Source organism: Flavobacterium sp. JLP, from assembly GCF_015350755.1.
GTDB lineage: Bacteria > Bacteroidota > Bacteroidia > Flavobacteriales > Flavobacteriaceae > Flavobacterium.
In genome coordinates this window covers 259759-275048 of the sequence record NZ_JADKPS010000001.1, presented here as the reverse complement: position 1 = coordinate 275048, position 15290 = coordinate 259759, and the positions used below count along the sequence as shown (strand labels likewise).

The window sequence follows — 15290 nt, the reverse complement described above, 5'->3', positions numbered from 1 at the left end:
TAAAAAAAATGGAAAATAAGATCTCACGAAAAAAAAAAATACTTCTGACGGGTGCATCTGGAACTGTAGGATTTGAAACCTTGCAGCATCTGGTTCAGCATACGGATTATGAAATAACGGTTTTTGATTTAAAAACCCAAAATTCGGTAAAAAAACTGGCTCCCTTTCGATCTCATGTAGAGATTATATACGGCGACATCAGCAATAGAGAAGAAGTGCTAAAAGTTGCCCTAAATAAGGATGCAGCTATCCATTTGGCAGCGGTCATTCCACCTCTTGCCGATATAGATCCAGAGATGGCTTACAGTGTCAATGTGAGAGGAACCGAAAACCTTATTTACGCTTTAGAGAAGAATTCACCAGGTTGTTATTTGATTTTTAGTTCCAGTATTTCAGTTTATGGTGACAGGATGAAGAATCCCGAGATAAGTATCACTGATATCTTGCAGCCCAGTCCCGGTGATCAGTATGGAGAAACAAAGGTGTTGTGTGAATCGTTGATTGCGAAATCCAAATTATCGTGGAGTATTTTTCGTCTCGCTGCAATTATGGGGAACCATAAGATATCCAAATTGATGTTTCACATGCCGCTGGATACACCAATGGAAATCTGCACGCCAAAAGATACGGGCAGAGCTTTTGCTAAAGCAATTGGAAACCAAAAAAAACTAGAGAACCAAATATTCAACCTAGGAGGGGGAGAGGATTGTGTTATTACTTATAGATCTTTTCTAGACAAAATGTTTGCTGAATTTGGCTTAGGCAAAGCTGATTTTCCACAAAAGGCGTTTGCAGAGAAAAATTTTCACTGCGGGATTTTAAAAGATGGCGAAGATTTAGATAATATTCTAGGTTTTAGACAGCAAAATTTGAACGATTATTTCGAGATGGTCCGCCAGAAAATTCATCCTCTCCAAAAAGCAATCACCTTCATTTTTAAAAGTATTATAAAAAAATCGCTGCTCTCACAATCAGAACCCTATCAGGCGTTTAAAAAAGGGAATGTAAAAAAAATGAATCACTTTTTTAACCCATTAGAGAAAGAGAAGCTAGAAAAGGTTCTATTGTAAATCCTAAAAAATATTACATATGAAAATTAAAATGATAAACTTGATAATACTTCTAACAGTTAATTCAGCACTGTTTGCACAACATAATTTCAGCGTTGAAGTATCAGGCGTAGAACCCGGCAAAGGATCTGTTTTTTTTGGATTGTACGATAAAGAGAAAGGCTTTCTTGATAATGCGTCACAGATTGCCACCGCAAAAGTAAAAGCTACAGAAAATAAAGTGGTTTACACCTTCAAAAACCTGCCGGATGGCGATTATGCTATTGCTGTTTATCAAGACCTGAATAATAACGGAAAATGTGATAGAAATATGATTGGTTATCCAACAGAAGGATTTGGATTTTCTAAAAATTATAAACCAAAACTCTCAGCACCTGATTTTGACGAGGTGAAAATTGCAGTTAACCAGTATGCTAAAACCAGTATTGTATTGATTAAATAGAAGAGCATAAACGTAAGTTTTAATTGTGTGATTGGTTAAAAAAAAGCGCCAATTGACTTTAATTGGCTCCTTTTGGCTTTAGTGAACTCGACTGGAAAAATTTCTATAAATTTTATGGATGATTTGAAGAAATAGTTTACCATATGTAGTGTTGTGTAGGGGATTAATGTCTTTTTTGGTCATATGATAATATATAATGAACTTTAAAAAAAATCTTTATAAAGCGTAATATCGACAAAAATTGGAATTATATCTGCTGAGATAAATTTGCCGATAAGAGAGCTTTTATATAATTTTACATTTGTATGTATGAAATATTCCAAAAATATCTTGACGATAAAACAACCCTGACAGAATCAGAGTCTGCTTATATTAAATCCTTTGCCATTGAAAAAAAACTGCGTAAAAGACAGTATCTTCTTCAGGAAGGGGATATTTGGAAATATGATGCATTTATTACTCAGGGATGCCTTCGGACTTATTCTGTGGATGAAAAAGGAAGTGAGCATGTAAATAGCTTTAGTATTGAAAATTGGTGGACAGGAGATAGAGAAAGCCTGATGTTCCAGCAGCCGTCACGTTTTAATATAGACGCGATTGAAGATAGTGAACTTATATTGTTTACCCATGAAAATTTTGAAATGCTTTGCAGGGAAATACCTGCTTTTAATAATATGATCAATGTAATTTTGCAAAGAAGTTTTATTGCAGCACAAAACAGAATTCAAGGATCACTTAGTTTTACGGCAGAAGAAAAGTATTTAAACTTTATCAATAAATATCCTGGTTTTGCTTCACGCATACCACAGACCATGATTGCATCTTATCTCGGCATGACACCAGAAACATTAAGCCGTATACGGAAACAGACGGCAAAGAAATAATTAAAAGAAAGGAGCTTAAAGCTCCTTTTTTTTATGCCCCATGCAGAACACTTGATCTATATCAAGTTTTTACTTATTTCTAATCAATGTAAAGGTTTTGCAGTTGTCGCAACTTTGTAATGTTCAAAAGGGACAAACTTTATAAACATATAAAATTAGAAATCATGTCAAAAACAATTTTCATTACCGGTACAAGTTCAGGATTTGGTAAACTTACAGCTATAACATTAGCAAATGCCGGCCATTCAGTAATTGCAGGAATGCGAAATACAAAAGATAAAAATGCAGCAGCAGCACAAGAATTAAGTGAAATTCATAACATTGAAGTAGTAGATATAGATATTACAGATGATGGATCGGTTAGTAATGCTGTAGAAAAAATGCTTACTAAATACGGAAAAATTGATGTGCTTATCAATAATGCTGCAGTAAGCGGTTTTGGTCTGCTGGAAGGATATTCAATTGATCAGGTACGCAGGATGTTCGATGTAAATGTTTACAGCGTGCTTCGTATGTATCAAGCAGTGCTTCCTGCAATGAGAAAAGAAAAAAATGGTCTTATTATCAATATTACTACTGGAGCAAGCGGTCATACACTTCCTTTTATGATCCCTTATATCGCATCAAAACTGGTAGTTGAAAGTTTTACCGAAGGTCTTCAGGATGAACTAAGAGATTACGGAATTGAGAATGTGAGCATTCAGCCAGGAGTTTATCCAACAGAAATGAATAACGGTTCTAAAGCTGGTATTCATGCAGATAAAGCTGAAATTATAGAGGAGTATGGAGAAGCAGCGTCGGAAAAATTTAATGCATTAGGGACTGCGTTGTTTGGTAAAATGGCTGAGTTTGATATGAATCCCCAGACCATTGCTGACGGAATTCTAGAATTGGTAAGTATGAAAAAAGGAGACAGACCGCTTCGTTTTCCGCTGGATGCGATCGCTAAAGGGACTGACAAGGAATTTATAGAAGCTCGTGCAGCTATCAAAGCAAAATGGTTAGCAGCTTACAGTAATTAATTAAGATCAAAAAATCAAATTATATATAAATACATCAAAAACAGTAATCATGAAAACACGTAATAAATCAAATCAAAAAATACAAACTTCTGCAGTTGCTTTATTAAATCTCGTTTTTTTCTTTTCAACGGCAGAAAAAGTGGAGGCTCAAAATAATGCAGGAATTATCGGAATCGATCATGTTGGAATTAATGTACCGGATTTAAATCAGGGAATAACATTTTTCAGTGAGGTACTTGGTTTTAAACCCATAACACAACTTGGACCTATACCGTTGGACGCTGGCTGGAAAGAAGCAAATCATATAAATCCTGCTACTGGGGCTGTTACTATAAAGATGATAAATGCCGGAACAGGTGCAAGTATTGAAGTATTTAGTTACGCTGACAATAAAGGCAGTAAAGTACATCCTAATTCTGATGATATCGGAGCCTCTCATATTGCTTTTTATACAGCTGATATAAGTGAATCCGTAAAATATTTGAAATCCAAAGGCGTAAAAATATTAGGAGAACCATTTTTAACTCCATCTGGAGATACGGCAGGAGAATCATGGGTTTATTTTGAAACACCTTGGGGTTCTAAAATGGAGCTGGTTTCTTATCCGAATGGAAAAGGTTACGAAAAGAATAATCCTTCAGCAATTCTTTGGTCACCTAAAGAAATAGAAAAAAAAGGGACTGATAAGCCGAATTCAAATATGATCTCTGAATCTGAAATCAAATCATTGGTAGAATTACACCTTGCAATATGGAATGAAAAAGATCTTAAAAAGCGCAGCAATTTAATGAAAAAAGTGTATGCTGAGAACATCCAGATGGTTGATACTCATTTTACTGCTATTGGATACCAGGAAATCAACAAATTTGTAGAAGATCTTCAGAAAAAAAGTTTGAATTCTAAATTTTCGCCTGTCAAAGCAATCGATGTAAATCAGAATACCGCAAGACTTTATTGGCAGAATGGACCTGCTGAAAAACCTAATGCCGTTACCGGAATGGATCTTTTTGTTTTCGAAAATGGAAAAGCGGTCAAACTATATGTTTTTGTTGACATCAAAAAATAAAACAAACCATAAGAATTATCGGTGAGCTTTACGGTTTTGTATTCAGAACTGTTTAAGAAAAAACGTCAATTTATATTTAAATACTAAACATAAAAAACAACAATTATGAAAGCTTCAATAGTAAATTCAAATTCAGAAAACGAAAAATTAATTCGAAAACTTTACAGTGTGGCAGAAAGCCAGGATGCGAAAGCATTTGTCGAACTTTTTACAGATGACGGTTATTTTTGGGATGTCTCTGCGGGAACTAAATATTATGGTGAAGATATTGGAAAAACAGTAGATGTTTATGCAGCAGCTTTTCCTGATATGCACAGAGAATTATATGAACTATATGTTTTGGACAATCAAAATACTGTAGTGGTAGAATTATCTTTAAATGGAACCCATAGAGGACCACTACAGTTTTCGTCAGGAATAATCGATCCCACTGGAAAAAAAATAGAAGTACCGTGTTGTGATGTTTTCAAAATCGAAAACGGCAGAATAAAATCTTTCCATTGTTATAGTGCAGGGACTATTCTTTTAGGGCAGTTAGGAATTTTCTGATTTACAATGAAGTTTAACGAAAAAGGCGCCAATTGTCTTCAATTGGCGCCTTTTTGCTGTTTATGACCTCGACTGCACAAATTTCTATAAATTTTATGGATGATTTGAAGAGATTGACTTACTAAATGTAGTTTAGATCTTCCATTGTTTTATGAATTTGGTCTGCATGTCCTGATGGATATCGAGGGAAATTGAGCAAGAAACGGATTTTTAATAAGAAGAACAGAATATAAATTTGTTTTGATTTAAAAATTAAAAAAATGAAAAAATTTAAAATTGTTCCGTTGTCTAAAGAGTTTGTAAGCCAAATTCGGAAAACAAATATTGATAATTTTGGTAATCAAGTTTATGAGCAATTAGCAACAGGAAAAGGACCATGCCGAATTTCGTTGAAACCATTTAGTGTAGGTCAGGATGTTCGTTTGGTTTTTGCTTATAGTCCGTTTTCAGAAAACAATGCTTTTAATCAATCTGGCCCTATATTTATTAATAAAGAAGAAGTTGAGCAATATTCGGATATTTATAATTTCCCCGCAGAATTAAAAGCAGATAAAGAAAATTTTCCTTTATCGCTAATTGGCTATAGCAAAGAACAAAAAATGATTTTTACTAAATTAGTTGTCGATAATGATATCGATTTACTAATTGCCGAAATCTTTGAAACAAAAAGCGATGTGGAATATCTTCACGCAAGAAATTCAGAAGCCTGTTGTTTTATTTGTAAAATCGAAAGGGTGTAAAACCATAAAAAAAATCCCATTTCGTAGAAATGGGATTTTTCTGTGATAAGCTTGTTCATGAAATAATAATTTAAATTATCATAGTTTAGTTGAGAATTCGTCAATTGGAAGACGAACTTTTGACATCGATGCCAGATAGTCGTTTGCAGCATCTCGATATCCAAGAGAAATAATCACTGAAGCGTGAAGATTTTTTTCTGTCAAACCTAAAATTTCATTAAATATTTCCGGATTAAAACCTTCCATAGGAGTTGCATCTACTTTAAGTTCAGCAGCTGCAATTAAGGCAGTTCCTAAGCCAATATAAGTCTGTTTGCTCGACCATACCGCATTTTGTTCAGGAGTTTGGGTTGAAAAATGAGAGATCAGAACATCTCTGAAATCGTTAAGCGCTCCAATTTCCAAATTGCGTTGTTCTTCCATCATTGCTACATAATCTGCAATGTATTCGTTTGTTATGCTGTTAAATGCGGCAAAGACGAGTAAATGAGAAGAAGCCTGGATTTGTAAATTGAAAGAACCTTCAGCCAGTTTTTGTCTTATTCCCGGATTAGTTATCACAATCAGGCGATAAGGCTGTATCCCGCAAGAAGATGCAGTCAGGTTGATGGCTTCGATAATTTGGTCAATCTTATTTTCACTGATCAACTCTTCTGAATACTTTTTAACAGCATAGCGCCATTTTAAATTATTGATTAATTCCATTTTTATAATTTTTACTGCAAAGCTATAATAATGATGTGTACATTTGTAACCAAGTGACAAAAAGTTATAGTGACAAATGAGTAACCACGTTTATGATATGAAGGAAAATTTCGATCCAATAAAAAGTTGCAGCCATAAAATATTGGCGATTAGTGATACAATGGACATTTTAAATGGAAAATGGAAAATGTCGATAATTGCGTGTCTGTGTTATAAGCCCATGCGCTACTCTGAATTGCTGAGGGAAGTAAAGGGTATTTCCGGTAAAGTTCTTAGCCGCGAATTGAAGGATTTGGAAATGAATGAATTAATTGAGCGTATAGTGTTAAACACTGCACCTGTCGCCGTAGAATACCGGATTACAGATTATGGTAATTCGCTCAAAGACCTTACCAATACTATTGCAGAATGGGGATTCATTCACAGAGAACGTATCATTTCTACAATGAAAAAGGAATGAGCTGGATTTTAAGTCGTGGACACTTACGGAAAAGTGATAATACTAAAAGCTTAAATATTTAAAATAATTTGAACAGTAAAGAAAAGACATAAAAAAAATCCCACTTCGTAAGAAATGGGATTTTATTGTGACGTCTACTTTACAATTTACAAACCATTTTATGAACGATTTAAAGAAATTGGCTTATTTTTCAATTGAATTGTAAGATAATTATTTTAAGTTTTTGTTTTTAAGCGGTTTGTATGTATCGTAAGGGTTAAATGTTAAAATTTGTTCATTTCACGAGACATCATTCATATCATTATCATTGTACAATTATTTTTGAATAGCTTCTATATTTTTTATTTCACTTCTTCAACATCTCCGGGTTTCCAGCTTCTGTTAAAAGCAGCGCTTTGGGCCATTTCCTATAGATTTTAGAAAGAAGAAAAATAATATTAATATAATTCTATTATTTTGTTGAGCTGATATCAGTTTAATATTTACTGCATATTTTTAAAAATTGTCTGTAAGAAATTAATAGCAAATTTTAATTACCAGAATTAGAAATAATGATTTTCTGAGTTATTTTTGCATTATCGGCCGTCATGAATATTACAATGTATACTCCAGCACTTAATCCTGAAGTTGAAAAACTAAAGTTTTGTTCGGCCCCTAAATTATCTTTTGAAATAACAGATTTTCCAAGAATATCATAAAGTCCAAATGATTTAATAATTTCATTATTTGGATTTGTGGCATTTAAAATCTGGCTTTTATTGTCCTGACTAATAAAAAAAATACTTCTGACTACATTATTTGTTGCCAGTGTGCCATTATTATTAGTAAAACTTATTTTAAATCGTCCTGTATCTTTTCCAGGTTTAACTACAACCTGATATGGTGTGTTTCTAATATCATGATAAGACATATCAAGTGCATCGTATATATAAATTGGCTGTGTATCATCAAAACCATCAGTTTCAGAGATATAAAAATTAAATTTTGTACTCACAGCTGCTTTTGCCGAAAGCGGAATTTTTCTAGATAAATTAAAATTAAGTCCCTGAATTATGTAATCTTCATTTTCAATCCAGAAAGAAATGTCCTGAGGAAAATCTACATCTATATTTTTTACATCAATACCGCCATCTACGCCGTCTGTTGCTTCAGAATCAAAAACTAATTTTAGCTGTCGTGTAAACTCATTGTTTATTATAGTATTGAGTTTAATATAAGGTATTAGAGGAGGCGGAGGAGGTGGTCCATCATAATTGACACCAAGATGTATTTGGGAAAAACTTTGAAAAGAAAGCAAAATAGATAGTAATAGTAAAGATTTTTTCATATTTTCTTTTGGTTAAATTATAATACTTATATCGCACTTTAAAATTAAAGGCTCTCATTTTTTGAAAATGCTATAGCACTAAATACGACATCTGCTGTAAATAGTAAAAAATCGTTGAGTCAATAGGAGATGTAACTGATTCATCGGGTAAATCGGGAGCAGGCAGATTTGTTGCTCGGGTTATTATGGGAATAAAAAAAATTGATTTGAAAGCTAGTTTTTTCATTATTGGGATTACAGTTTATTACTCGAAAAAAAATTGGCAGATTTGTAAAGCAATGTTTTGTAAGAGCTTGAACAAATTAAAAGCAATGCGCTTTAAATTAAAAGGGAGAAGTAATAACTGACAGCTATATAGAATAACCGTATATCCAGGAAATCGATAAAGATGAAAACTAACAGGGCTTAAATAATGCTACAGATGAAGGTGAATTATTGTGAATTTTTAAAAGAGCAGCTAGTGCGGCCAATTGTACCATTAAATGAAAGATAAACTAGAATGAATGAAGTATTAAAATCCTGCCAAATTCTTGAATAAAGCTTGTAAGAGTTAAGAACTCAGGCTGTGTTATAACTTGACCACAGTTAAAAAACAGCAATTGTAGTAATTTTTAAGATCACTACGATATTGCCAGCAGAGTGCTGAAGTATAAAATCCTGATTTGGGTTATTTTATTATTGCATTTAATACTTTTAGTAACTATTCATTAATAATTCGGTCGAGGAATTCTTTGGTTATCGGTTTAACATGAAAAGCAACCACATTCTTATTATTGTTTGATTGAGCAATATCTTCATTGTCTATTGTTGAGGATACGATATAGGTTTTGCAATAATTTTTCAAATTAGTTGATAATGTATCATATGCTTCCAGAAATTCAAATCCGGACATTAAAGGCATGTAGATATCCACAAAAATTATTTGAGGTAATTTTGAAATATTTTCCTGATTCTCCTGTAGATATTTCATGGCTTCTTGTGCTTCGGTATAATGCAGCACATTTTTTCCAAAATTATTCTTAGTGACCATACGTGAGATAATATATAAATCTACCAGGTTATCATCAATAATCATAACTGTTTCAAATTTTGGGTCTAGTTCTTTTAACATGGTTTCAAATTTTTTAGCGTGATATTAAATTTGGTTCCAGTACCTTTTTCTGACTGTACTTCTATGGAGCCCTGTAATATTTCTACTGCATCTTTAACGATATATAAGCCAATGCCTGAGCCGTCTTTGCCTGAAAGACGAAAAAACATTTCAAATATTTTTTTATGATATGCCGGATCAATTCCTATCCCGTTATCCTCTATTGAAAAGTGAAGATTTTCATGATCTGAATGTCCAAATATTTTTACAAATCGATCAGCTTCCTCTTTTTTATGATATTTTATGGCATTGGAAATTAGATTTTTTAGAATAGTTGTAAATCGCAGCCTGTCTGTGTAAAAAGGTTTTTGTTCCTTGATTTCAATATAAAAACGAATTCCTTTTGCTTCTTTCATTCTTTGAAGCGAATCTACTGTGTCATGTATCATTTCATTTATGGGCATAGCTACCACTTCAAGCCCTGTACGGTTATTTCGCGAATAACTTAAAATATTTTTTATAAAGTCATCCAGACGATTGATACTGATCCGTATCAGTTCGGCATGCTTAAGGGTGTCAATTTCCCTGCTTTCTGTTTCAATAAAAGAGATCAGACCAAGAATAGAAGTTAGGGGGGAACGCAGATCGTGTGACACACTATATACAAATCGATCCAGTTCTGCATTGGTTTTGATAAGCTCCCGGTTTCTTTTTTCCAGATTTGTTTCTGCTTTTTTGCGATCAGAGATGTCATTAGAAAGAATTAATCTTGCGGCAGTTCCTTCATAGACAATATTATGGGCAATAATTTCAACCGGAACAATAGTTCCATCTTTTTTTATATGATTCCAAATTCCCCTATTGTAATTCGATTCATTAATATTTGAAATATCACTCGATTTTATGAAATGAATTTTATCATCATTTGGGCGTATGTCCAAAGCAGTCATAGAAAGGAATTCTTCACGGCTGTATCCGTATTGCAGAATTGCCATTTTATTTACATCCAGAAATTTAAAAGAGGCTAAATCAATAATCCACATTGGCATTGGATTGTTGTCAAAAAGATACCTGTATTTTTTTTCACTTCTTCTCAGTTCTTTTTGTGCCAGTTTCATTTCTGTAATATCAGAAAGTACAATAACGGCTCCTGTTACCTCGCCATCAGCATTGTGAAACGGAACTGGGTGCGGCAATACATTGCGCTTATCTCCATTGGGGCGTTCTATAATTATTTCCTTACTAAGGATTGGATCCCCTTCTTTTAGTGCAGCGGCCAACGAACATAAGTTCAGAAGCGCAGCGTGCTTTTTTTTATTATCATTATTATTCCATGAAGTATACCATAAATCTTTTCCTAATTCAGGCTCTCTGCCCCATAATGCTGCTGCAGCTTTATTATAGAGCACTATCCGTCCTTCAGCATCGCAGGAGCAGGTGGCAACCGGCAGTTTATGGATTAGATCTTTATACATTTTTTCGCTTTGTTCAATTTTTTTTCGCGATAAAACCTGTTCTGTTACATCATTGCCAAAAATAAATATTCCATCAATAATATTATTGGCATCCCTGCGTGCCTGAAAAATAAAATTTAAGTAAACATCTTTTAGTTTCCCGTCGCTATAGCGATCAAATGTTATGGGCATTTCATTAGCACAAAAGCTTTCGCCTGTTTGATATACATTATCTAAAATTTCAAAAATCCCCTGCGTTTCAAGTTCCGGTAAAACTTCTTTTACGGGCTTCCCGATAATATCCCTCTTATCAATTAATTGCAGGTAGAGTTCATTTGCCAATTCATAAACATGGTTGGGACCATTTAAAATTCCCATATAGGAAGGTGCCTGTGAATATATATTAAAGAATTGAAGCCTTTCAATTTCAAATGCCTTTTCAATTTTTTTTTTCTCAGTAATATCTCTGCCGATGCAATAGCATAATTTTTTAACATCATCCCTTACAGTAGACCATTGCAGATAAATAATATTGGTGTTTTTGTGTATGAACTTTTTTTCAAGTATAGGTAAGCATGCCTCGCTTCTAAATTCAATAGTTTCATTTTTCGGAATATCATCATCATGAAATATAAAATTACTGCATTTTTCACCAATTAATTCTTCCGGTTTATAGCCTAAAATATGTTTTGAAGCTTTATTTACCCATACAAATCTTCCCTCTTCGTCATAAGAGCAGATCAGATCCATCGAAAAATCTAAAATTTTACACAGATCATGTAAAGGTTCTTCAAAATAATAAGGGGCATTATTATTTTTCTCTTTTGCAGCGTTGCTTTCTGAAATATTATCGGTCTTCATTTTCCTAGTTATTGAAGTTAACTTAAACTATTTTTAGTCTTTAAGTTTTATAAATTTATTAAAGTCATCTTGCCGTCTTTTGGCAACAGGTAAAATTAATCCATTCGAAAGTTCGCAGAAATAACCATCTTTTTTTGAAATTTTAGCAATATGCCGAAGATTGATAATATAAGAATGATGTATTCTGAAAAAATAACTGTTATCCAAAATGTTGCAGTATTCACCCAGATTTCTACTTGACATTACTTTGGTTCCGTTAGACAGTATAAAAACGGTATACTTTCCATCTGCCTTGCAAAAAGTAATTTCTGACATTAGTATGAGTTCTATTTTTTCTAAAGATGCAACGGCAACATAGTCATTTTTTTGATTAACAGTGTTTGAAATATTTATATTGTTAATTTTTTGATGCTGATAAGAGCGTTCCATTTCCCTTCTTTTAATTACTTTATAAACAGCCATTATTATCGAATTAAAATCAATTGGTTTCAGTAAAAAATCAACTGCATCATGTTTAAAGGCTTTAACAGCGTAATCCTTATTTGCGGATATAAATACAAGTTTGGGAATGCTGAATTCTAATTGTTCAAGCATTTCAAAAAACAGATTGTCTTTAAAAACAATATCTAAAAGGATAAGGTCTGGTTTTTTCTCTTTTATTAAAATTATGCCGTCTTTTATACAATCAGCGTTACCAATTATCTCAATAATCATGACGTTTTCTTCCTCAAATTTTTTTAAGATTTGAAAAGTTTCTTGTTCTTCAGATATGATTATGGCATTAATAGGGGTCATCGTTTTTTTGCTTTATTTATCAATTCAAAAATTTAGTTCCGAAACTTAGAAATGAATATATTGATTGTTAATTGTTTGCTGATACAGCAGCTGTTGTATTTTAAAAGATAAAGTACAGAACATTTCGTACAACTTTTGCAATTTGATTATCGGATTTGCCGAAAAGTAATAAATGGACAAATAGGAGTATAAGTGTTTTAAATTGGCGTGTAAGGATGCATCGCTGCTATTTTTAAACTAGACAGCGTAACAAAACCATCAAAATCTAACGGTACTGGTTATTGTCAATCCGTCAATAGCGTGGGGGCATTGCTGTTCTGGAGAAATTGAAAATGGCATTTTTAATTGTTTCTATATTGCCAATTTCTAAGGTAATGATGTGACGGAAAAGATGTATTTTATATCTTTTGCATTATTCAATTGCCATATTATATAAAAATTAATCGTTCTTTAATAAATTTATTTTTTACAAAATAAGAAACATTTGCGAGTATATTTATAGGATATAATACTTCATTTATAGGACTATTGTCTCTTTAACAAAATTTGGTTCTGTCGCATCTAAAGCTAAGTTTTATCTTTGCCTTTTTAAATTCTTAAACTCATGAATACTAAAGGTCATTGCTATCCGAAGTCTATTATACTGCAGGCCGTATATTTTAAGCTTAGGTTTACATTAAGCTATCGGGATGTTGAAGAGATCATGAAAATGCGAGGAGTTCATGTTGATCATGCTACCATTCAGCGCTGGGTTTATAAGTTTACACCTTTTCTTGAGTCGGAGATGAAGAAGAGAAAGCTTAGAGTGGGGACAAGCTGGAGATTGGATGAGACTTATATCAAAGTAAAAGGTATTTGGTGTTATTTATATCGAGCAGTAGATAAATTAGGCAATACGGTAGACTTTCTTTTGACCAGAAAAAGGAATAGAATGAGCGCGCAGTCATTTCTAATTAAAGCAATTAGTAGTAACTACAGGCCAAGAGTAATAAACATTGATAAAAGCGGTTCTAATACTGCCGCTATCAAAGTCTATAACAAGCGTTCGTTCTCAAAGATTAAAATCCGACAATGTAAATATCTCAACAATATTGTAGAACAAGATCATCGTTTTATCAAGTGGCGCATACAAAACGGATTAGGTTTTAAAAGTTTTGAATCGGCCAGACGAACCTTGAGTGGAATTGAAGTTGTGCATATGCTGAGGAAGAATCAGATGGTTAGTAGACCAGAGATAACTATGTTTAAATCATTCTGTAAATTGGCGGCCTAAATTTTAAATTACTTAAATTCTTGTATTTGATTCTGACAGATGCGACAGAACCGTTATAAGTTCTTATAGCATTTTTTTATTGAATTATCACGCCTTTTGTTTAAAAGCTTAGAAGATGGAAAAACATAAGGAGGAAAAATTGAAAAAGTTTGGTTTGCATATTAAGAAGTTGAGGACCGAATTAGGTTTAAGTCAAGATAATGTTGCCTTAAATAGTGATAAACTTATTAAGGCGACTATTAGTGATATCGAAAATGGGAAAAGAAATTTATCATTTACAACACTCTTAGATTTGGCCAAAGGTCTTGGAAAACAGCCAAAGGAATTAATGGATTTTGATGTAGATTAAATATAAATATTTAAAAAGTGATAAGTTTACAAATCTCCCCATTCAAATAAGTGTCCATCTTCTGGTTTCAGTGAATCAATAAAGTCCTTAAAATGTACTCTTGGGTTCTCAGTATATTTTACTCTACTAATAGGTAAATTATGAAGCATTCTATATTTAGTGAGGTAACCATCATTTTCCCAATCCTTTCCAAAACCTATTATATAATTATAATAAAGCATTAATTGTTCATCATTTGACATTTGGGATCTTAATATTTTTAAGTACTCTCTTGCATGTTTATAATTAATTAAACCTTCTTTTTCTTTATTGACAACATATTTTACAGTGCTGTACAAATGCCTGTAATAATGACCCAATCTATTTTCGTGACCGGAGAAGGGCTTGTATTTTATATAAAGTTTTATTGGATCACCATTTAGTCCATGAAATCTGTTTTTATCTCCCGCTGATTTTTTATGAAAGTCACTAACCTTGTCTAGTTCATATCCAATAATTTTAATATAATTTTCTTCAATGACTTTTGATGACACAACTTCTGATTTTGATCCGAAAAAGAAAAATTCATAAGCCAGTTTAAGGATACTTTGATTATCTTTTTTTAAGCTCCAATTATTATTATAAAGGCGAATGAACTCGGCGCAAGCTACAAGTTCAGTAATCATTGCAACAAATACTTTTCTACCTTCAGTGATACGGGGTTGTCTTGATACTGTAACAGTTTTAGAAACAGGATTGCCTGTAGTTCCTTCTTCAACAGTTGTAGAGGTTATCATTTCATAACCCACAATTTTCATTTCATCGATATTAGCTCTATGAAGTCTTAACATTTCGAAAAATTGACTTTCAAATTGTTGAACTTTAAATTGTTCTTGTACTTGCATATTTGCTTGATACTGTGCATAAAAAGCGAATCCAGCCGCAAATACTGCAAAAACAGATATAAGTGGGTTTAGTACCCCACCAATATAATCTCCAAAGGGGCCTAGTTCATCATAGCTCTCTACTTTATCTAATTCAATTATTGAATAATATGACGTTAATCCTAATAATGCTAAAAACACCACAATAAATAGCACTGCCAATATCAGCAATCTACTGTTTGGTTTAAAAAACAAGAGATAACCCAATAGTAAAGTGAAGAAAAATAATGTTATAAAAAGTATTGATATTAATGCCATATAGTTACTTGTAACTTTTAAT

16 protein-coding genes are annotated in these 15290 nt (G+C 32.7%); 10 read left to right on the top strand and 6 right to left on the bottom strand.

The features are described from left to right. The first annotated feature begins 8 nt into the window (after positions 1-8). The 7 genes from IRZ83_RS01255 (at position 9) to IRZ83_RS01225 (ending at position 5773) form a co-directional block, all read left to right on the top strand. Entirely contained in the window at positions 9-1070 is a 1062-nt protein-coding gene (locus tag IRZ83_RS01255; protein WP_194566264.1) for an NAD-dependent epimerase/dehydratase family protein, read from the top strand. A 19-nt stretch (positions 1071-1089) separates the two neighbouring features. Next, entirely contained in the window at positions 1090-1512 is a 423-nt protein-coding gene (locus IRZ83_RS01250) for a DUF2141 domain-containing protein (RefSeq protein ID WP_228520642.1), read from the top strand. 305 nt (positions 1513-1817) lie between these two features. After that, positions 1818-2396, top strand: coding sequence for a Crp/Fnr family transcriptional regulator (locus tag IRZ83_RS01245; protein WP_194566261.1), 579 nt, complete (start codon positions 1818-1820; stop codon positions 2394-2396). 164 nt (positions 2397-2560) lie between these two features. After that, the gene (locus tag IRZ83_RS01240) at positions 2561-3418 is read left to right on the top strand and encodes an SDR family oxidoreductase (protein ID WP_194566259.1); all 858 of its coding nucleotides are present in this window, start codon (positions 2561-2563) and stop codon (positions 3416-3418) included. 49 nt (positions 3419-3467) lie between these two features. Further along, positions 3468-4484, top strand: a complete 1017-nt coding sequence (locus IRZ83_RS01235) for a VOC family protein (RefSeq protein WP_194566257.1) — start codon at positions 3468-3470, stop codon at positions 4482-4484. 105 nt (positions 4485-4589) lie between these two features. Continuing rightward, the gene (locus IRZ83_RS01230; RefSeq protein WP_194566255.1) at positions 4590-5033 is read left to right on the top strand and encodes a nuclear transport factor 2 family protein; all 444 of its coding nucleotides are present in this window, start codon (positions 4590-4592) and stop codon (positions 5031-5033) included. 260 nt (positions 5034-5293) lie between these two features. Then, positions 5294-5773, top strand: a complete 480-nt coding sequence (locus IRZ83_RS01225; RefSeq protein WP_194566253.1) for a DUF1203 domain-containing protein — start codon at positions 5294-5296, stop codon at positions 5771-5773. Positions 5774-5851: 78 nt separating this feature from the next. On the opposite strand, the gene IRZ83_RS01220 is transcribed toward IRZ83_RS01225, so the two are convergent. Next, entirely contained in the window at positions 5852-6478 is a 627-nt protein-coding gene (locus tag IRZ83_RS01220) for an NAD(P)H-dependent oxidoreductase (protein ID WP_194566251.1), read from the bottom strand. Between the two features lie 76 nt (positions 6479-6554). Here IRZ83_RS01220 and IRZ83_RS01215 point away from each other — a divergent pair, with 76 nt between their 5' ends. Then, positions 6555-6938, top strand: a complete 384-nt coding sequence (locus IRZ83_RS01215; RefSeq protein WP_029270080.1) for a winged helix-turn-helix transcriptional regulator — start codon at positions 6555-6557, stop codon at positions 6936-6938. Between the two features lie 529 nt (positions 6939-7467). Here the strand turns inward: IRZ83_RS01215 and IRZ83_RS01210 are convergent. From IRZ83_RS01210 to IRZ83_RS01195, 4 genes are all read right to left on the bottom strand, one after another. Then, a complete protein-coding gene (locus tag IRZ83_RS01210) occupies positions 7468-8265 on the bottom strand; it encodes a T9SS type A sorting domain-containing protein (protein ID WP_194566249.1) in 798 nt (265 codons plus the stop codon). A gap of 700 nt (positions 8266-8965) precedes the next feature. Next, positions 8966-9376: a response regulator gene (locus IRZ83_RS01205; protein ID WP_194566247.1), complete on the bottom strand. Its 411-nt coding sequence runs from the start codon at positions 9374-9376 to the stop codon at positions 8966-8968. Then, positions 9370-11670, bottom strand: coding sequence for a PAS domain S-box protein (locus IRZ83_RS01200; RefSeq protein WP_194566245.1), 2301 nt, complete (start codon positions 11668-11670; stop codon positions 9370-9372). Before IRZ83_RS01200 ends, IRZ83_RS01205 begins: the two co-directional genes overlap by 7 nt. A gap of 33 nt (positions 11671-11703) precedes the next feature. Then, positions 11704-12465: a LytR/AlgR family response regulator transcription factor gene (locus IRZ83_RS01195; protein WP_194566243.1), complete on the bottom strand. Its 762-nt coding sequence runs from the start codon at positions 12463-12465 to the stop codon at positions 11704-11706. A gap of 604 nt (positions 12466-13069) precedes the next feature. Between IRZ83_RS01195 and IRZ83_RS01190 the strand changes: the two genes are divergently transcribed. Together IRZ83_RS01190 and IRZ83_RS01185 are read left to right on the top strand one after the other, a co-directional pair. Further along, on the top strand, positions 13070-13738 hold the full coding sequence (locus tag IRZ83_RS01190) for an IS6 family transposase (RefSeq protein WP_194566241.1): 669 nt from the start codon (positions 13070-13072) through the stop codon (positions 13736-13738). Positions 13739-13853: 115 nt separating this feature from the next. Continuing rightward, positions 13854-14087 carry a helix-turn-helix domain-containing protein gene (locus IRZ83_RS01185; RefSeq protein ID WP_194566239.1) on the top strand — a complete coding sequence of 78 codons (234 nt, stop codon included), beginning with the start codon at positions 13854-13856 and terminating at the stop codon, positions 14085-14087. A 26-nt stretch (positions 14088-14113) separates the two neighbouring features. Here IRZ83_RS01185 and IRZ83_RS01180 read toward each other — a convergent pair whose 3' ends face one another. Next, complete coding sequence (locus tag IRZ83_RS01180; protein ID WP_194566237.1) at positions 14114-15268, bottom strand: putative phage abortive infection protein; 1155 nt, start codon at positions 15266-15268, stop codon at positions 14114-14116. Positions 15269-15290: the final 22 nt, after the last annotated feature.